The sequence below is a fragment of the Thiomicrorhabdus heinhorstiae genome (assembly GCF_013391765.2).
Lineage (GTDB): Bacteria > Pseudomonadota > Gammaproteobacteria > Thiomicrospirales > Thiomicrospiraceae > Thiomicrorhabdus > Thiomicrorhabdus heinhorstiae.
In genome coordinates this window covers 13,918-32,549 of the sequence record NZ_JACBGI020000027.1, presented here as the reverse complement: position 1 = coordinate 32,549, position 18,632 = coordinate 13,918, and the positions used below count along the sequence as shown (strand labels likewise).

General features: G+C 45.9%; 22 protein-coding genes and 1 rRNA gene. 22 read left to right on the top strand and 1 reads right to left on the bottom strand.

Translation table 11 applies throughout. The features are described from left to right. Positions 1-4: 4 nt before the first annotated feature. The 4 genes from rrf (at position 5) to H8792_RS10655 (ending at position 2,604) form a co-directional block, all read left to right on the top strand. A 5S ribosomal RNA gene (gene rrf / locus H8792_RS10670) occupies positions 5-119 on the top strand. A gap of 153 nt (positions 120-272) precedes the next feature. After that, a complete protein-coding gene (locus H8792_RS10665; protein WP_185978945.1) occupies positions 273-683 on the top strand; it encodes a hypothetical protein in 411 nt (136 codons plus the stop codon). Further along, complete coding sequence (gene queF, locus H8792_RS10660) at positions 683-1,525, top strand: NADPH-dependent 7-cyano-7-deazaguanine reductase QueF (protein WP_185978944.1); 843 nt, start codon at positions 683-685, stop codon at positions 1,523-1,525. Before H8792_RS10665 ends, queF begins: the two co-directional genes overlap by 1 nt. A 251-nt stretch (positions 1,526-1,776) precedes the next feature. Further along, on the top strand, positions 1,777-2,604 hold the full coding sequence (locus tag H8792_RS10655; RefSeq protein WP_185978943.1) for a DUF2189 domain-containing protein: 828 nt from the start codon (positions 1,777-1,779) through the stop codon (positions 2,602-2,604). Positions 2,605-2,671: 67 nt separating this feature from the next. Here H8792_RS10655 and H8792_RS10650 read toward each other — a convergent pair whose 3' ends face one another. Then, a complete protein-coding gene (locus tag H8792_RS10650; protein ID WP_185978942.1) occupies positions 2,672-3,178 on the bottom strand; it encodes a hypothetical protein in 507 nt (168 codons plus the stop codon). A gap of 284 nt (positions 3,179-3,462) precedes the next feature. Here H8792_RS10650 and H8792_RS10645 point away from each other — a divergent pair, with 284 nt between their 5' ends. The 18 genes from H8792_RS10645 (at position 3,463) to ubiA (ending at position 18,617) form a co-directional block, all read left to right on the top strand. After that, on the top strand, positions 3,463-3,783 hold the full coding sequence (locus tag H8792_RS10645; RefSeq protein WP_185978941.1) for a DUF4282 domain-containing protein: 321 nt from the start codon (positions 3,463-3,465) through the stop codon (positions 3,781-3,783). A 237-nt stretch (positions 3,784-4,020) separates the two neighbouring features. After that, the gene (gene mnmG, locus H8792_RS10640; protein ID WP_185978940.1) at positions 4,021-5,916 is read left to right on the top strand and encodes a tRNA uridine-5-carboxymethylaminomethyl(34) synthesis enzyme MnmG; all 1,896 of its coding nucleotides are present in this window, start codon (positions 4,021-4,023) and stop codon (positions 5,914-5,916) included. A 12-nt stretch (positions 5,917-5,928) separates the two neighbouring features. Then, entirely contained in the window at positions 5,929-6,561 is a 633-nt protein-coding gene (rsmG, locus tag H8792_RS10635) for a 16S rRNA (guanine(527)-N(7))-methyltransferase RsmG (protein WP_185978939.1), read from the top strand. 13 nt (positions 6,562-6,574) lie between these two features. Continuing rightward, complete coding sequence (locus H8792_RS10630) at positions 6,575-7,342, top strand: ParA family protein (RefSeq protein ID WP_185978938.1); 768 nt, start codon at positions 6,575-6,577, stop codon at positions 7,340-7,342. A 23-nt stretch (positions 7,343-7,365) separates the two neighbouring features. Next, positions 7,366-8,238 (top strand): ParB/RepB/Spo0J family partition protein, encoded by an 873-nt coding sequence (locus tag H8792_RS10625; protein WP_319558280.1) that lies wholly within the window; start codon positions 7,366-7,368, stop codon positions 8,236-8,238. Positions 8,239-8,494: 256 nt separating this feature from the next. Further along, the gene (locus H8792_RS10620; protein ID WP_185978937.1) at positions 8,495-8,764 is read left to right on the top strand and encodes an AtpZ/AtpI family protein; all 270 of its coding nucleotides are present in this window, start codon (positions 8,495-8,497) and stop codon (positions 8,762-8,764) included. Continuing rightward, a complete protein-coding gene (locus tag H8792_RS10615) occupies positions 8,757-9,122 on the top strand; it encodes an ATP synthase subunit I (protein WP_185978936.1) in 366 nt (121 codons plus the stop codon). Before H8792_RS10620 ends, H8792_RS10615 begins: the two co-directional genes overlap by 8 nt. An 11-nt stretch (positions 9,123-9,133) precedes the next feature. Continuing rightward, positions 9,134-9,949, top strand: coding sequence for a F0F1 ATP synthase subunit A (gene atpB / locus H8792_RS10610; protein ID WP_228767084.1), 816 nt, complete (start codon positions 9,134-9,136; stop codon positions 9,947-9,949). A 152-nt stretch (positions 9,950-10,101) separates the two neighbouring features. Then, on the top strand, positions 10,102-10,392 hold the full coding sequence (gene atpE / locus H8792_RS10605; protein WP_019557536.1) for a F0F1 ATP synthase subunit C: 291 nt from the start codon (positions 10,102-10,104) through the stop codon (positions 10,390-10,392). A 59-nt stretch (positions 10,393-10,451) separates the two neighbouring features. Next, positions 10,452-10,922 carry a F0F1 ATP synthase subunit B gene (locus H8792_RS10600; protein WP_185978935.1) on the top strand — a complete coding sequence of 157 codons (471 nt, stop codon included), beginning with the start codon at positions 10,452-10,454 and terminating at the stop codon, positions 10,920-10,922. A gap of 12 nt (positions 10,923-10,934) precedes the next feature. After that, the gene (locus H8792_RS10595; RefSeq protein ID WP_185978934.1) at positions 10,935-11,471 is read left to right on the top strand and encodes a F0F1 ATP synthase subunit delta; all 537 of its coding nucleotides are present in this window, start codon (positions 10,935-10,937) and stop codon (positions 11,469-11,471) included. A gap of 15 nt (positions 11,472-11,486) precedes the next feature. Further along, on the top strand, positions 11,487-13,028 hold the full coding sequence (gene atpA, locus H8792_RS10590) for a F0F1 ATP synthase subunit alpha (RefSeq protein WP_185978933.1): 1,542 nt from the start codon (positions 11,487-11,489) through the stop codon (positions 13,026-13,028). A gap of 14 nt (positions 13,029-13,042) precedes the next feature. Then, on the top strand, positions 13,043-13,906 hold the full coding sequence (gene atpG / locus H8792_RS10585) for a F0F1 ATP synthase subunit gamma (protein WP_185978932.1): 864 nt from the start codon (positions 13,043-13,045) through the stop codon (positions 13,904-13,906). 28 nt (positions 13,907-13,934) lie between these two features. Next, positions 13,935-15,317, top strand: a complete 1,383-nt coding sequence (gene atpD / locus H8792_RS10580) for a F0F1 ATP synthase subunit beta (RefSeq protein ID WP_185978948.1) — start codon at positions 13,935-13,937, stop codon at positions 15,315-15,317. A gap of 6 nt (positions 15,318-15,323) precedes the next feature. Further along, positions 15,324-15,758 carry a F0F1 ATP synthase subunit epsilon gene (locus H8792_RS10575; protein WP_185978931.1) on the top strand — a complete coding sequence of 145 codons (435 nt, stop codon included), beginning with the start codon at positions 15,324-15,326 and terminating at the stop codon, positions 15,756-15,758. Positions 15,759-16,139: 381 nt separating this feature from the next. After that, the gene (gene glmU / locus H8792_RS10570; protein ID WP_185978930.1) at positions 16,140-17,504 is read left to right on the top strand and encodes a bifunctional UDP-N-acetylglucosamine diphosphorylase/glucosamine-1-phosphate N-acetyltransferase GlmU; all 1,365 of its coding nucleotides are present in this window, start codon (positions 16,140-16,142) and stop codon (positions 17,502-17,504) included. A 9-nt stretch (positions 17,505-17,513) separates the two neighbouring features. Continuing rightward, positions 17,514-17,774, top strand: a complete 261-nt coding sequence (locus H8792_RS10565; RefSeq protein ID WP_185978929.1) for a hypothetical protein — start codon at positions 17,514-17,516, stop codon at positions 17,772-17,774. Then, positions 17,775-18,617 carry a 4-hydroxybenzoate octaprenyltransferase gene (gene ubiA, locus H8792_RS10560; protein WP_185978928.1) on the top strand — a complete coding sequence of 281 codons (843 nt, stop codon included), beginning with the start codon at positions 17,775-17,777 and terminating at the stop codon, positions 18,615-18,617. It abuts the gene before it with no gap. Positions 18,618-18,632: the final 15 nt, after the last annotated feature.

Below are 18,632 nucleotides of genomic sequence, written 5' to 3'. Positions count from 1 at the left end.
ATTGCTTGGTGAACATAGCAAGATGGAACCACCTGATCCCTTCCCGAACTCAGAAGTGAAACGTCTTAGCGCCGATGGTAGTGTGGGAGGTCCCATGTGAGAGTAGGTCATCGCCAAGCTTATATCCCAAAGCCCTGTTAGTGTATTCTAACGGGGCTTTTTTATTGCCCTGTGAAAAGTCGGTTTCCTTAAAAGGTTCTTGTGTTATAGGGCCTTATCTTTTAGATTAAATCCTTTAAATCGATTAACTACATTAAAAGAAGATTGCTTGTATGAGTAGCGTCAGCGTGACTAAAAAAAATCCGGATAGTCTGTTTAAAAGTATTTCTAAATTTCCGTGGATGTTTGCGGTGATTGGTTTTTTGTTTTTGGCGGATCGCTTTGGCTGGCCATTAGATAATACGGTATATGGTTATGCGTTTATTACCATGGCGGTAGTGGTTCTTTTTGTTGAAATGGTTAAATCGGTCGATGTCAGTCCTATGGGCTTTCTGATGGACCTGATTTGGGCAGTGATCGCCGTTATTTTATCGACCGCTTTGTTAACCTATATGTATTTTTCTCCTGATAAGGAAATCGGTTTTTTTCACTGGCTGGGTTATGGGATTATTTTGGCCGATGCGATTTTGAACCCATTTAATTCCTTCCGTTCCGCTTTACGTAATTTCGATGTGGGTAGCTGATGACTTCTTCTGATTTAAAAAAAGGTACCGCAAATTCGAGCTTATTGGGGCGAGAAACGCCATATTGCAATATTTACAGCCCTGATTTACTTTTCCCGATTCCGCGTCAGGAGAAACGATTTGAGCTGGGTATTGATGAACAGGCACTACCGTTTAATGGTTTGGATATTTGGACGGCATTCGAAGTTTCCTGGCTTAATCCCAAAGGCAGACCTGAAGTTCGCATTGCCGATTTTGCCTTTCAGGCGACTTCAGCAAATTTAATAGAATCAAAATCCTTCAAGCTGTATTTAAATAGTTTTAACGGCTCGCGCTTTGCTTCGGAAGAGGAAGTAATCGAGGTGATGGAAAAGGATCTGTCTGCTGCGAGTGGTGAGGCTGTTACAGTCGACTTTCGTAAATTGGGCGGTCATGAACTACTGTTTGGCGATTTACCCGGTGAAAATCTGGATGATTTGGATATCGAGGTTTCAGATTATACGGTCAAGCCGTCACTACTAAAGGTAGAAGATGAACTGGTTGAGCTTGAGGAGGTCAACAGCCATCTGCTCAAGTCGAATTGCCTGGTTACTTCCCAGCCTGACTGGGGATCGATCGTGATTCGTTATAGCGGTCAGCGAATTAACCGTGAAGGGCTTTTGAAATACATTATTTCATTCCGTGAGCATAATGAATTTCACGAGCAATGTGTTGAGCGTGTTTTTAGTGATATTATGCAGCGCTGTGCACCAACTGAGCTGACGGTTTATGCTCGCTATGTGCGACGCGGCGGCTTGGATATTAACCCGTATCGATCCAATTTCGAAGACGAGTTTGATATCTCTCGTACACTTCGTCAATAAATATTCTAAGCAGAAGAGCCTTTGATTGGGCTCTTCCATTTAAGTTATTTTTCTTCTCTCAAAGCCTGATCTGACGGGCGATTGTAAATTATTAGCACTCATTTATATAAGACAAGACATTGATATACATAGAAAAAATGTATATCGAAAAGTCTTAGTGTTTCTCTCGGTTTTTTATATGATTGGAAAACAAGTTAAATTTTAGGCTTGTGCTTTTAAACATTATTTGCCCTTAGGCAAGGAGGTTTATGATGGCAGATTCAATCGTTCGAGACATTCATGCTCACGATCACTATACGGTTTCCGGTGAGCATCTGATTTCCCACGATGTCAGTGTTGCGCAAATCGGAAAATGGTTGAAATTGGGTTGGATGGATATGGCGCGTGCTCCATTAGCGTCTGTATTCTACGGTTTACTTATGACCGTCACCGTGTTGGGCGTTTTGCTCGCTTACAAACAGACACCGTTTTTGATGTTTATGATCGCGACGTCTTTTGTCATGATTGCACCGTTTCTGGCAACCGGTCTATATCACATAGCCCATCAACTGGAAAAAAACCAAAGACCAAGCCTGCTTTCATCTTTGGTTGTGTGGCGACATAACCTGACGGAGTTTGCGTTATTTGCTTTTACACTGGGTGCGATTATTGCGATATGGAGCCGCATCGTTCCATTGATTGCCGGCGTTGTCGTCGGGACACAATCTTTGCTTATTGTCGACGCCGATCAGGGAGTCATGGGCTTCTTGTTCTCCGAAGCGGGCATTGGCTTTATGATTGCGTTTTTCGTTATAGGGGCGATAGTAGCTGGTTTCGTGTTTGCGATTAGTGTGGTAACCATTCCTTTGTTGCTTAAAGACGATAACATCGGTGTATTGTCGGCAATGGTTTTAAGTGCGCAAGTCACGATGGAAAATAAAGGCGTAATGGCTGTTTGGGCATTGGTGATCGGAACAATGGTTATGGCCGGGATTGCCACTTTGGGATTTGGGATGATTGTGGTGATGCCGCTACTGGCATTTGCCAGCTGGCATGCTTTCAATGATCTGATTGAGGTTGACGGCAAAACCTGGCTTTAAATTCAGTTTTTGCTAGAGCGTTTTACAAGAGCCCTTAGTGGGCTCTTTTTTTGTTTAGAGATTTACATTACGGTTCAATTTTACCGACACTACCGAGGATTTGATTGATCTGTTTTCTTTCAGGACGATAGCTGTCGGGTGCATCCATTAAGTTACCGTTGCTTAAGGAGCCGCCGCATGTCAAACGATATACGTTTGGTTGCTTGTCCGATTGTAAATACAGATGAACTAAATCAACGCTTTCAGGACGTTGGTAATCCCCGCCGAAACTAAGCATATTTGTCGAAAGAGGTCCGTTCATGGCCAGTAAAGTTTCCGGTTTCTTCGAGGCGGTAAAAGATTCACCGATTTCCACTTTAATGATTTTAAAACGTTCGCTATTGATCGTCTGTGGCTGGCTGCTCATCTGATAGACTTCAAGATCACAGTAAGGTGCGTACAGGTTGTGGGAATTGCCACTGATTTGGCCATATTGTATATATTGGCGGCTGTAATCGGGAGGGATAGTCATTGCTTGCTTAAGAACAAAATGTTCTCCGGGCTGAACATCCATCATCGATTGAGGCGGATTCATTGAACAACCGCTCAGCGTGACCGATACAGCACTAAAAATTCCGATTAAAGAGAAAGATTTGAGTGGGAAATGCATCATGAGAGAGTACCTCGCAAATAAGGCATCTTTAGATAAACCGGACGGTTCATCATTGATTGCCGAATAATGTATGCTAATCATCGATTAGTTTTTATCGGTAATCAATAGACCTTTGTCTAAAGAAGCGGAAAATTCAGGTAAATATTTTCTGGTCGGTCGGTACTTTGGATGGCGGTAATGAATATGATGGTGAGTGGTGAGTCGAAGTGTGGGATTTTCTCAGTTTTAAACGTTTGATCAGTATTGAAGCTTTAATCGTTTTTTATTATTTCGGGGCGATAGTACTACCGATTTTTATTGTATGGGTGCTGAATTATTTGCGCAGAAAGTTAGCAATTGAACAAGTTGAGCAAATTAAAGCGACTATTTCGCCATTTGTGCAATTGCTCGGCGCTAAATTGAATTTTTGGAAATGGTGGTTGCTGGGAATAGTCGCCTTTTTATTTGCGGAACTTTTCTGGCGCCTGCTCTTCGAGTTTTTAATTGCTTTTATGCAGATGCGTGACGCTTTGGTTGCTTCAACCTAAGATGATCAATTGGTTAATGCTAGATCACCCCTATTTTTGGAAAGATAGGGTTAGTCCTTGTGGTAAAATACGCGATTAGTCTCGCACTTTGTCATGCGGATGTGGATCAAATAAAATTTAATTAAAACAAATTGTTACGGGTTCCCTTTCCTGTTAAAGATGGCAGGAAGGATTTGTCGGATTTAAAAAATCCGACCGGGTTAGGTTACGGAGCGTAGCTCCATTGCGAGTTTAGAGATGGATAAAGCCTTTTCAACTTATGATGTAATTGTTGTCGGCGGCGGTCATGCAGGTACCGAAGCGGCCTTGGCTGCAGCTCGCATGGGGCAGAAAACCTTATTGCTTACCCATAATATCGATACTTTAGGACAAATGTCCTGTAATCCGGCGATCGGTGGAATCGGTAAGGGACATTTGGTCAAAGAGGTCGATGCGATGGGCGGCGCCATGGCCTTGGCAATCGACGAAGCCGGAATTCAGTTTCGTATTCTGAATGCATCTAAAGGACCTGCGGTCCGTGCTACCCGTGCTCAAGCTGATCGTGTTTTATATCGTCAGGCCATTCGCACCCGTTTGGAAAACCAAGAGCATTTAACGCTGTTTCAGCAGCCGGTTGAGGATATCCTTGTCGAAGGCGATTATGTCACCGGTGTCGTGACAAAAATGGGCTTGAAATTTTATTCCCGTCAGGTCGTTTTGACGGCAGGAACCTTCCTGGCAGGACGTATTCACATTGGTCTGCAGAATTATGAAGGTGGTCGTGCCGGCGATGAACCGGCTAATCGACTCGCAGCTAAATTGCGTGAGTTGGATCTGCCGGTCGGGCGCTTGAAAACCGGAACGCCGCCGAGAATTGATGCCCGAACGGTCGATTTCGATCGTATGCAGGTGCAGCCGGGCGATGACCCGCTACCGGTATTTTCCTATATGGGCAGCCGTGAAATGCACCCGCAACAGATTCCTTGCTATATCACCTATACCAACGCGCGTACCCATGAAGCGATTATGGCTTCGTTGGATCAGTCGCCGATGTATTCCGATCAAGGTGAAATCGACAGTGTCGGGCCGCGTTATTGCCCGTCGATTGAAGACAAGGTGATGCGTTTTGCCGATAAGGATCGGCATCAGGTCTTTATCGAGCCGGAAGGTTTGACGACGACGGAACTGTATCCGAATGGAATATCCACCAGCTTGCCTTATGAGACACAATTGCAGATCGTCCATTCCATGGAAGGTTTGGAGAGAGCTAAGATTATGCGTCCGGGCTATGCGATCGAATATGATTTCTTTGATCCGCGCGGCTTAAGACCGTCTTTGGAAACTCAGGCGATTAAGGGGTTATTCTTTGCCGGACAGATTAACGGGACAACCGGTTATGAAGAAGCGGCGGCACAAGGGCTTCTGGCCGGTTTGAATGCCGGTTTGCGTTCTCAGGGCAAGGAAGCGTGGTACCCGACCCGTGATCAAGCCTATTTGGGCGTGCTGGTCGATGATTTGATCACTATGGGTACCAATGAGCCTTATCGTATGTTTACTTCGCGCGCCGAGTACCGTTTGATGTTGCGTGAAGACAATGCCGATCAGCGTTTGACACCGATTGCCCGTGAAATGGGTCTGATCGATGACGAACGTTGGCGCGCCTTCAATAACAAGATCGAGTTATTGGAAAGAGAGGTCGCCCGTCTGAAAAATACCTGGATTCATCCGGCGCACCCGGAAGCGAAACAGGCAGAAGCATTGATGGATTTGCCTTTAAGCAAAGAGCAGACGCTGTTCGATCTGCTGAAGCGTCCGAAGGTTGAGTATACCGCTTTGGCTCTATTGGAAGTGTTCGGTAGTGCAGTCGAAGATGAATCGGTGGTTGATCTGATCGAGATTGAAGCCAAGTATTCCGGCTATATCGCTCGTCAGCTGGAGCAGATTGAGAAATTGAAACGCTCCGAAGCAGTGGAAATTCCCGACGGTTTGGATTTGGATAAAATTTCCGGTTTGTCTAACGAAGTGAAGCAGAAGCTTCGTGACCATAAACCGGCGAATTTAGGTATGGCTTCGAGAATTCAGGGAATTACTCCGGCGGCGATTTCGATTTTGCTGATTGAAATTAAAAAATTCCGTTCGCAAAAAAGCGCTTAGTTAGGATTTTATATGGAGTCGAGTTCTTTGAAAGTGCAGTTGGAAAACGGACTGCAAGCTTTGAATCTGGAGTTAGGCGGGCAGCAGGTAGATCGGCTGATCGGTTACTTAAACTTACTTTCCAAATGGAATAAAGTCTATAATTTGACGGCGATCCGTGATCCGCAGGAGATGTTGGTCAAGCACCTGTTCGATAGTCTGGCGGTTGTTCCCTATATTGAGCAGGAACGCTTGATCGATGTCGGTACCGGTGGCGGACTTCCAGGAATACCTCTGGCAATCTGCTTTCCGGAACGCCAGATCGACCTGTTGGACAGTAATCATAAAAAGACCCGCTTTTTGATTCAGGTAAAAGCCGAATTGGGATTGAAATCGACACAAGTATTTCATAGCCGGGTGGAAGAGTACCGTCCCGAGGAGTTATACCAGGCGGTCATTTCCAGAGCCTTCGCTTCGATTGACGATATGTTGTTTTGGACACGACACCTGCTTGCTGATAAGGGTGTCTGGTGGGCGATGAAGGCTCAGAAGGAGACCGATGAAACCTTGTCTCTGCCGGCAGATGTTACGGTTAGCGAAATTATCGAATTGCAAGTACCGCAATTGGATGCGGATAGACGCTTAATTAAACTGATTAAACAATAATTAGGAACCTCTTGTGGGAAGAGTCATAGCTGTTGCCAACCAGAAAGGCGGGGTTGGCAAAACGACAACCAGTGTGAATTTGGCGGCTGCTTTGGCCCGTTTGGAAAAGAAAATTCTATTAATTGATCTTGATCCGCAAGGGAATGCCACCGTCGCCATCGGTGTCGATAAAGATGCTTTGGAAGTAACGGTTTTTGATCTGCTGATTGGCGAAGCCAAGTTCAAGCAAGTGGTTATCGAAGTTGAACAGGCGGGTTTGGATCTATTACCGTCGAATGCCGATCTGACTGCCGCCGAAGTGATGCTTCTTGATGAGGATAAAGGTCCTAAGCGTTTGGATAAGGTTCTTAAAAAGGCGCGCGATAACTATGATGCGATCTTGATCGATTGTCCGCCTACTTTGAATATGTTGACTTTAAATGCATTGGGAGCTGCGGACGGTATTTTAGTACCGGTACAATGCGAATACTTTGCTTTGGAAGGTTTATCCGCTTTGATGGACACGATTGAAACCGTGCAAGGTGAGCTGAATCCGCAATTACATATCGACGGCCTGTTGCGCACCATGCACGACCGCCGTAATAATTTGGCTAATGATGTTTCTAACGAATTAGTCGCACACTTCGGCATGAAGGTTTTACAAACCATTGTGCCGCGCAATGTTCGCCTGGCCGAAGCGCCGAGTTACGGCGAATCAATCCTCGATTACGATGCATCTTCCAGTGGGGCCATGGCATACTTGGCTTTGGCTAATGAAATCATTCGTAAAACCCAGATATAAACTTTTGAAAGGCAGGTACGCAAGTGGCTAAAAAAAGATCAGGCATGGGAAGTCGCGGCTTAAGCGCAATGTTGGGTGCCAAGCAAAAATCCGATAAGAGCAGTACCGATCTACGTATCGAAAAAATCGATATCGAAGCATTGAAACCGGGTCAATATCAACCGCGTTATCAGTTTGACGAAGCTGCATTGCAGGACTTGGCGGCTTCGATTCGTGTACAAGGCGTTGTTCAGCCGATTATTGTTCGCCCTTTGACGGATGACGACTATGAAATTATTGCCGGAGAGCGACGCTGGCGTGCAGCGAAAATGGCCGGTTTAAGTACGGTACCGGTCGTAGTTCGCCAAGCAGACAGTCAGGCGACTTTAGCAATGGCATTGATCGAAAATATCCAGCGTGAAGATTTGAATCCGATTGAAACCGCCGTCGGTTTGAAGCGCTTAATGCAAGAGTTTGAGTTGACACAGCAGGAAGTCGCCGATGCCGTCGGCCGTTCCCGCGCTGCGGTTTCCAACCTGCTGCGCTTACTGAAATTGCCGGAGAACATCCAGAAGGCTTTGCATGACGGATTTTTATCGATGGGCCATGCGCGTGCCATTATCAGCCTTCCGGAAGAGAAGCAGGCAGAATTGGCCGAGAAAGCCATCAGCAAAGGCTGGTCAGTCCGGGAAATGGAAGAGGCAGTACAGCAAATTCTGGTACCGAATCGCGTCGTACGCGAGCATAAACGCAAGCAGATACCATATATCGAAGAGGTTGTGCAAAAGCAAAACCACCTTTGCGAACGTTTGGATGCGAAGGTCAAAATTCACCATAAAGAAAACGGCGCTGGAAAAATCGAGATTTCTTATAAGGATCTGGCCGATCTTGAACGTTTAATGCAGGCCGTGCGTTAAGTTCTTGATCAAGTCGGTGTGATTTCAAGCTATGTGAAATTTTTTTGAAGGGCTTTTTCAAAGATATTGTGTCTGTATTTTAAACAACAACACTATCTTGATATGTCTTAAGTTATATTTAAGTTTATTGTTGTTTTCGCTGAAATATTCAGCGTAGATTAAACTAGCTTTTAGTGCGATAAAACATTATCATGGGCGCCCATTTAGCTTGATCTTGTTTTAGCGAAAAAGTATCATTAATAGAGTTTGCCATTAGATGAGTCAATCGGACAAAAAATCCCCGAACGGCGTGAGAAAAGAGACGCCGCCAGCGCTGAATTTTTTACTTATGGGCGCCGGATCGATTTTTACGTCGATGTTGATTGCGGGATTTTTGGTCGGCTATATGCTGGACCAGATTTTCGAGACCACTCCGATTATGTTAATGGTCTGTGCCGTCCTTGGATTTATCGGCGGCATTCAGAAGGTGCACAAGTTAACGAGTAAGCTGGATCGAGTCGAACAGACCGAGCGCAAAGATGATTAAGAATCTGGACAAGGGATTTAAAGTTCAATTATTAATCGGCCTGGTTGTTGTGGCGATTTATGCGACTCAAGGGCAAGCCGTGGCCGCCGCCTACGGCTTTTTTATTGGCATTATGAATGTGGTAATGCTGAGTTATACCTTTGCCAAAGCCAATAAAAAGGCGGCAGAGAGCCCGAAAAGCGGCGTACTGATTTTATATTTGAGTGCAGTGATCAGATTCGTTCTGTTAGCTGTGTTATTTGTTTTAGGGCTGTCTTTCCTCGATGAGAGTCAAGCGTTCCCGGTTGTATTAACCTTTGTGTTAATGCAGCTGGGACAGCTTTTCAATCTGCAGGGGAAACGACGTTTGACTGACTAAGGAGTAGACCCTTGAGTGCTGAAAAAATGGGAACGGTCGAGTATATCCAACACCACTTGACCAACAACACCATCGGAGAAGGTTTCTGGACCTTCAATATGGATACCATCGTTGTAAGTTTCTTGCTAGGTGCGTTAATCGTCTTTATGGCGGCACGTTTAGGTAAGAAGCTGGAAACAGGTACCCCCGGCGGGTTCCAAAACTTCGTTGAATCAATTTTGGATTTCGTTGCGACCAACGTTCGCGATGCTTTCCCTGGACACAATCCATTGATTGCGCCAATCGCTTTGACTATTTTCCTATGGGTTTGGATCATGAACTTCATGGACTTGATTCCTGTGGATCTACTTCCTTACTTGTATCAATTAATCACCGGTGATTCTCACGCTTACTTGAAAGTCGTTCCGACAACTGACTTGAATACGACTCTTGCGATGTCTTTCACCGTGTTTGCATTGATTCTCTTCTATAACATTAAGATTAAAGGTGTGGTCGGATTCATCAAAATGTTCCTGTTCCACCCGTTCGGTAAGTTCTTTGTTCCGGTCAACGTCGTTATGACCCTGATCGAAGAAATTGCCAAGCCTCTATCTCTTGCTCTGCGTTTGTTCGGTAACATGTTCGCAGGGGAATTGGTATTCCTTCTGATCGCATTGATTGGTGGAACTCTGGCAGTGGGTGCCGCTGCCCTATTCTGGGCACCGTTACAAGTCCTACTAGATTTAGGTTGGTTGATTTTCCACTTGTTGGTAATCACCCTTCAAGCCTTCATCTTCATGGTGCTCACAATCGTTTACCTAGGTATGGCGCACGACGAAGGGCATTAATACCGGTAAACGAAAACGATTGGGTTGTTCGATTGTTCGGGCAACCGAAAAGGGTTTAAAGCGTACCTACTTGAGTTTTCAAAACGAATACCTGAGTAAAAAGCTTTTTTATTTAACTTTAATTTTTTAACTTTAAACTTTGGAGAAAATCGATGGAAGTAACTGCTACTATGATCGCTGATATCTACGCTGCAACTGCAATTGGTGTAGGTGTTATCTTGGCTGCTGCTGGTTTGGGTTCAGCTATTGGTTGGGGTCTAATCTGTTCTAAGACTTTGGAAGGTATTGCTCGTCAACCTGAAATGCGTCCTGCTTTGATGACTAACATGTTCATCTTCGCTGGTCTTATGGAATCTTTCCCGTTCATCATCCTAGCGTTCGCAATGTGGTTCCTATTCGCTAACCCATTCGTTGGTGCAATGACTGCTGCTCTTGGTGCTTAATCACCAAGCAGAAGACTGTATCTAATTATTAATTAATAACGAATGGCGAGGTAACCACCGTGAGTATTAACGCAACGCTTCTCATCCAGATTATCGCATTTGTGCTATTGATCTGGTTTGTGAACAAAGTACTGTGGGGGCCACTTTCGAAGTTAATGGAAGAACGTCAGAAGAAAATCGCTGACGGTCTTTCTGCTGCTGAGAAAGGTAAGCATGAGTTAGAGCTAGCTGAACAAAAAGCTAAAGAAGTTTTGAAAGAAGCTAAAGCTCAAGCTCAAAACGTATTGAGTCAAGCCGAAAAACGTGGTTCTGAAATCGTAGAAGATGCGAAGGTAAAAGCCACTGAAGAAGCTGACCGTATTAAAGCTTCCGCCCAAGCAGAAATAGAGCAAGAAGTTAGTCGTGCAAGAGAAGAGCTTCGTAAAGAAGTTGCCGTATTGGCCATTTCTGGTGCAGAAAAAATTCTAAGTAAAGAAGTAAACGCTGCAGCGCACAACGACATGCTTGAAGCCTTAGTTAAACAAATCTAAGGAACAGACTCTATGGCAGAATTAATGACAATTGCAAGACCTTACGCTGAAGCGGTCTTCTCTCTTGCAAAAGAAGAGAAAAGCTTGGCGGCCTGGTCTGAAAGTTTAGCAAATTTAGCAACGATCACGGCTGATGAAGCCATGCAAGCTTTGCTAAAAAGCCCTGATGCAAGCGATGCGGATGTTATGTCCGTTTACGAAGGCGTTATGGGTGCAAACCTAAGCGACCAGGCAAAAAACCTTTTAGCCGCTATGGCTGAACATAAACGTTTGCTAGCGCTACCTGAAGTTTCAGAGCAATTTGAAGTGCTTAAAGCTGAAGAAGAAAAACGCGTATTGGCAACGGTTATTTCAGCACAAGAAGTAACGGTCGAGCAGAAGACAAAATTAAGTGCTGCTTTAAATGCTAAGTTTGATGCCGAAGTTGAAGTGACCTATGAGACGGATCCTTCATTAATTGCCGGTATTAAGATTAAAGTAGGTGACTGGGCCATTGATGGTTCAGCCCTGTCGCAACTAAACAAACTTGGCGCAGCAATCGCCCAATAATGGAGAGGAACAAACATGCAATTGAATGCCTCTGAAATCAGCAGCCTGATCAAAGATCGAATTAAAGGTTTTGATGGTTCAGCTGAATCTGGCAGCGAAGGAACAGTCGTTAGCATCGCCGATGGTATCGCACTGGTTCATGGTGTGTCAGACGTAATGTATGGTGAGATGGTTCAATTTGACGAAGACACTTTCGGTATGGCGCTTAACCTTGAGCGTGATTCTGTTGGTGTGGTCGTTCTAGGTGAATACACCCACATTTCGGAAGGTGACAAAGTTACCTGTACAGGTCGTATTTTGGAAGTACCTGTAGGTCCTGAATTAAACGGTCGTGTTGTAGACGGTCTAGGTCGTGCAATCGACGGTAAAGGTCCGATCGATACTAAAGTCACTTCACCAATCGAGCGCATCGCTCCTGGTGTTATCGACCGTAAATCGGTTGACCAGCCAATGATGACTGGTATCAAGTCTATCGATTCTATGATCCCTGTAGGTCGTGGTCAGCGTGAGTTGATCATCGGTGACCGCCAGACTGGTAAAACAGCAATCGCTATCGATGCGATCATTTCACAGAAAAACACAGGCGTGAAATGTATCTACGTTGCGATGGGTCAAAAAGCATCTACTGTTAACAATGTTGCTCGTAAGCTTGAAGAATACGGCGCATTGGAAAACACGGTAATCGTTGCGGCTAACGCTTCTGATCCTGCAGCACTTCAATATCTGGCGGCTTACGCTGGTTGTGCGATGGGTGAGTACTACCGTGACCGTGGTGAAGATGCTTTGATCATCTATGATGACTTGACTAAACAAGCGCAAGCTTACCGTCAAATCTCATTGTTACTTCGTCGTCCTCCAGGACGCGAAGCTTTCCCTGGTGATATCTTCTATCTACACTCACGTCTACTTGAGCGTGCTGCTCGCGTAAACGAAGACTACGTAGAACGTTTCACTAACGGTGAAGTAAAAGGTAAGACCGGTTCTTTGACTGCTCTTCCTATTATTGAAACTCAAGCGGGTGACGTATCTGCTTTCGTACCTACCAACGTGATCTCGATCACCGATGGTCAGATCTTCCTTGAAACTTCATTGTTCTCTCAAGGTATCCGTCCTGCGGTTAACGCTGGTCTTTCTGTATCACGTGTTGGTGGTGCGGCTCAGACTAAAGCGATCAAGAAATTGGGTGGTGGTGTTCGTCTTGACTTGGCTCAGTACCGTGAATTGGCAGCTTTCGCTCAGTTCGCTTCTGACCTTGATGCGGCGACTAAAGCACAGTTGGAGCGTGGTAAGCGTGTAACTGAGCTGATGAAGCAGAAGCAGTTCTTCCCTCTTTCAATCGCTGAAATGGCAGCATCTTTGTTCGCAGCGAACGAAGGCTTCCTTGACGACGTTGAAGTTGAAAAGGTATTGGCTTTCGAAGCAGCAATGCATGCGCACCTTAACTCAGCCCACGCTGACCTAGCCGCTCAAATCAATGACGGCGGTGCTTGGAATGATGATATCGCTGCAGGCGTACGCGCTTGTATCGAAGAGTTCAAAGCAAACGGCGTTTTCTAAGATAAGGAGTAGCCATGGCAGGCGGTAGTAAAGAAATACGAGCCAAAATTGGTTCCGTAACAAATACCAAAAAAATCACTAAAGCCATGGAAATGGTGGCGGCGTCTAAAATGCGTAAAGCGCAAGCTCGCATGGAAGCGACAAAACCATACGTCGAAAAAGTGAAGAGAGTGATTAGCCACGTTGCTTCAGCTCACCCTGAATATAAGCATCCTTATACTCAGGTGCGCGACCAGGTTAAACGCGTTGGTCTAATCATGATCTCTTCTGATCGAGGTCTTTGTGGTGGTTTAAACTCAAACTTATTCCGTAAGGCATTGCCTCAGCTTAAAGCTTGGAAAGAACAAGGTGTTGAGGTTGAACTTGCCCTGGTCGGTAATAAAGCACAAACTTTCTTCCGTTCATACGGCGGAAATGTGGTTGCCGCAGTTTCCGATTTAGGTGATACACCTCACATTGAGGACTTGGTTGGAACCATCAAGGTTGTTTTAGACAAGTTTGATGCAGGTGAAGTGGACGAAGTCTATTTGGCTTCGAACGTGTTTGTTAACACGATGGCACAAGATCCTACTATCCAGAAGCTGGTTCCTCTACAAGCCGAAGAGAAGCAAGACAACTCTCGTTGGGATTACCTATACGAGCCAGATGCGAAAACAGCGCTTGATCTGTTGATGCGTCGTTATGTCGAAGCGACTGTTTTCGGATCGGTTGTTGAAAACGCTGCTTGCGAGCAAGGTGCTCGTATGATGGCAATGAAGAACGCAACCGATAACGCTGGTGAAATGATCAATGAATTGAAGCTGTCTTACAACAAGGCGCGTCAAGCTGCGATCACGGCTGAAATTTCAGAAATCGTTGCTGGTTCAGCAGCTGTTTAAGTTTGAAAGTTTCAATAAAAGGTTAAAGATTATGAGTGGAAAAATAGTACAAATCATCGGCGCGGTTGTCGACGTCGAGTTTAAAGGTGCTGATTTACCAAAAATCTATGACGCGTTAAAAGTTGATGAACTAGATCTAACTCTAGAAGTTCAACAGCAGATCGGTGATAACCAAGTTCGCGCTATCGCGATGGGTTCATCTGACGGTCTTAAGCGTGGCATGGCTGTAACGAACACTGGTGAAGCGATTGCGGTTCCAGTTGGTAAAGCAACACTAGGTCGTATCTTCGACGTTCTAGGTAACGCAATTGATAACGCGGGCCCAGTTGAGTCAGAAGAAAAAATGGTAATTCACCGTACAGCTCCGGCTTTCGATGAACTTGCTGCTTCTCAAGAGCTTTTAGAGACTGGCGTTAAAGTTATCGACTTGATCTGCCCGTTCGCTAAGGGTGGTAAAGTTGGTCTATTCGGTGGTGCCGGTGTTGGTAAAACCGTTAATATGATGGAATTGATCCGAAACATCGCGATCGAGCACAGCGGTTACTCTGTATTCGCTGGTGTTGGTGAGCGTACACGTGAAGGTAACGACTTCTACTACGAGATGGAAGAATCCGGAGTATTGGATAAAGTTGCCCTTGTATATGGTCAGATGAATGAGCCGCCAGGTAACCGTCTTCGTGTTGCTTTGACTGGTCTAACCATGGCTGAATACTTCCGTGATGAAGGTCGTGACATCCTGTTCTTCGTTGATAACATCTACCGTTATACTCTAGCGGGTACAGAAGTATCAGCACTTCTAGGTCGTCTTCCTTCTGCGGTAGGTTACCAGCCTAACCTAGCTCAAGAAATGGGTCAGGTTCAGGAGCGTATCACTTCTACCAAGACTGGTTCTATCACTTCTATCCAAGCGGTATACGTACCTGCGGATGACTTGACTGACCCGGCTCCTGCGACTACCTTCGCTCACTTGGATGCGACAGTTGTATTGAACCGTGCGATCGCTGAAACGGGTATCTACCCAGCTATCGATCCGCTAGATTCAACTTCTCGTCAGCTTGACCCTCTAGTTGTTGGTCAAGAGCACTATGATGTTGCTCGTAACGTTCAGCAAACGCTACAACGTTATAAAGAGTTGAAAGACATCATCGCGATCCTGGGTATGGACGAACTATCTGAAGAAGACCGCGCATTGGTTGCTCGTGCACGTAAAATGCAACGTTTCTTCTCTCAACCATACTTCGTAGCGAAAGTATTCACTGGTGAAGATGGACGTTATGTTCCTCTGAAAGAAACCATCCGTGGTTTCAAAATGATCGCCAGCGGTGAGCTAGACGACGTTCCTGAGCAAGCATTCATGTACGCTGGGGACATCGACGAAGTTCTAGAGAAAGCGAAAAAATATAAAGGGTAATTCGTTATGGCAGTCTCAATGCAAGTAGATGTTGTAAGTGCAGAAGGTTCTATCTTTTCCGGTAAAGCTGAGATGGTTTTTGCGCAGGCTGCCGACGGTGAGGTTGGCATTATGCCTCACCACACCCAGTTTATTAGCCAGTTGAAACCTGGAACAGTGCGTGTTGTTTCTGGTGACGAAGAAGGTCTTTTCTACGTCAACAGCGGCATTATCGAAGTTCAGCCAAGCGTTGTGACTATCCTTGCGGATACGGCAATTCGTGCGGCTGACTTGGATGAAGCCGAAGCTCAAGCAGCTAAGCAACGTGCCGAAGAAGCAATGTCTAACGCGAAGTCTGAAACAGACATCGCTCGCGCTCAAGTTGAGTTAGCGGAAGCTGTTGCTCAAATTCAATCGATCAGCAAGTTGCGCGATCGTTTGCATAAGACTGGGTTGGCTTAATTGTTACCCTAATCAAAAAGCGGAGCTTAGTCTCCGCTTTTTTTATCCCTAGCGTTTTTAAATAAGCCCTATATCCGTCCACTGGGTTGTCAGAAAATGCTCATGTGCAATTTGCACACTCCGCTTTTCTTCCTACCATCGAACGAATCTAGAATTTATTTAAAGACACAGTATTTGTTATTTATTTGCGCGGCTTGCGGGCAATCTCTTCGTCAAGGACGTGTCGTATAGATTTCTATACTCACTTACTTTTCCTTGATCTTGTTCCCCAATCCATCACAAAAAATTTAACAGGTTGCTAATTAGTTTTTTGTTTACATTCATGCACATTAAGATTAAGTGTTCATCGATTTATACAAAATTTTAAATTTGGATATTCTTATGGCATTAAAAGTCGTCATCCTAGCTGCGGGTAAGGGTACCCGTATGCGTTCTTCGCTTCCTAAGGTATTGCAGCCGCTGGCGGGGCAGCCGTTGTTACAGCATGTGGTGAATACGGCACTACAACTTGGAGCAGAACAAATTTTAACCGTGGTCGGTCATCAGTCGCATTTAGTCGAGGAGGCGATGTCCGATCAAGCGATTGATTTTGTTGCTCAGACGGAACAATTGGGAACCGGGCATGCCGTTCAGCAGGCGGTGCCGGAAATCGCCGATAACGACACGATTCTGATTTTGTATGGGGATGTGCCGCTTACGGCTAAATCCACGCTTGAAGATCTTTTGGCACTTGTTTCAGAACAGAATCCTTTGGCGTTGTTGACGATCAATTTGGATAATCCGACCGGTTACGGCCGAATTGTGCGTGATCATCACTTGGCGGTGCAGGCGATTGTCGAACAGAAAGATGCCGACCCGGCGCAGTTGCAAATTCAGGAAGTGAACACCGGTATTTTGGCGGCTAAGGGTGCACAGTTAAAACAATGGCTATCGCAACTGGAATCCAATAATGCACAAGGTGAATTTTACCTGACCGATATTATTGCCATGTGCGTTGCCGACGGTTTCGCGGTGCAAACCACTCAGCCAAGCGATGAAATCGAAGTGCTTGGGGTCAACGATAAACTTCAACTGCAGGATCTGGAGCGCCAGTATCAGAGACTAATGACCAATGAGTTAATGACGCAGGGTGTGACCTTGATTGACGCTTCGAGAATTGATATTCGTGGTAGTGTACAGGCCGGACAGGACGTGCAGATCGACGTGAATGTGATTTTTGAAGGAGAGGTCGTACTTGGCGATAATGTAAGGATCGGAGCCAACTGCATTTTAAAAAACGTTTCCATCGCCGCGAATAGCGAAATTCATCCATTCAGTCATCTGGAAGAGTGCGTGATCGGTGAAAAAGTCAGTATCGGTCCTTATGCACGTCTGCGTCCGGGTACCGAATTAGCGGATGAAGTCCGCATCGGTAACTTTGTAGAGACTAAGAAGGCCAAAATCGGCAAGGGTTCGAAGGTCAATCATCTGAGCTATGTCGGCGATACCTTAATGGGCAGTGCTTGTAATATCGGTGCCGGTACCATCACCTGTAACTACGATGGCGTCAATAAGCATCAGACCGTGATCGGCGACCGGGTATTTGTCGGTTCCGATACTCAACTGGTGGCACCGGTCGAAGTGGGAGACGATGCGACGATCGGAGCCGGTTCGACGATTACCAAGGATGCCCCGGCAGCAGAGTTGACCCTGTCGCGCAGCAAGCAGCTGACCTTGAAGGGTTGGCAAAAACCGAAAAAATCATAGGAAGAATCGATGTTACAACACATTCGTTTGGACCCGGCATTGTGCGAAGATCTTCGCCGGGAGTTGAATGCCGACGGTTGGCAGATTGTCCATCAGGATGTCGGTCAGACTGAGTTGGTCGGTTACGGCTATGTGATCCAGTGGCAAAAGGATGGTCATAAAGTGGTTTTGCACTATGCCGATCGTCAAGGCCAGGCGGAAGCCAATCTGGAGGTCTCCAAGGAAGTTTTACCCGTCATACAAGCTAAGATCGCAGAGCTGTCGGCTTAAATGAATGCTTATATCCGTTTAATGCGTCTGGATCGTCCGATCGGGATCTACCTGGTGCTTTGGCCTGCACTGTGGGCTCTGTGGTTTGCCGCTAAGGGTGTACCCGATCTGTGGATTTTGACGGTATTTATTCTCGGCTCGGTTATTATGCGCTCGGCCGGTTGCGTAATTAACGATTTTGCCGACCGTAACTTTGACGGTCATGTTGAACGTACCTGCTGCCGTCCGCTGGCAACGGGCGAGATCAGTGCCAAGGCTGGCCTTATCTTCTTTGCTTTCCTCTGCTTGCTTGCCTTCGCATTGGTGCTGACGCTCAATAAGCTGACAATCTTGCTCTCTTTCGCCGCGGTCTTTCTTGCCGTTCTTTATCCGTTTATGAAGCGTTATACTCATTGGCCGCAGGCATTCCTCGGGGCCGCCTTTGCCTGGGCGGTACCGATGGCGTTTGCCGCGATCTTAAATGAAGTGCCGCCGGCCGCCTGGCTGGTGTTTGCTGCAACTCTAATCTGGTCTTTGATTTACGATACCGCCTATGCAGTTGGCGATATGCCGGATGATTTGAAAATCGGTGTGAAATCGACGGCGATACTGTTCGGCGAGCATTTGCGTGTCTGGATCGCTTTTTTCCAGGCCTTGATGATCGGACTGCTGATTTGGGCCGGTACCTCATTTGTGATGGGGTGGATTTATTATGCCGGCCTGGCAATCGCAGCTATTTGGTTTCTGTACGATTTTAAGCGTCTCGGAGAAAATGATCCGCAGGTGGCTTTTAAGGTTTTCCTGCAGAACCATTGGATCGGAGTGCTGATTCTGGTTGCGATTGCCGCCGACTTTCAGTTCTAGACTTGCACAAAGCTG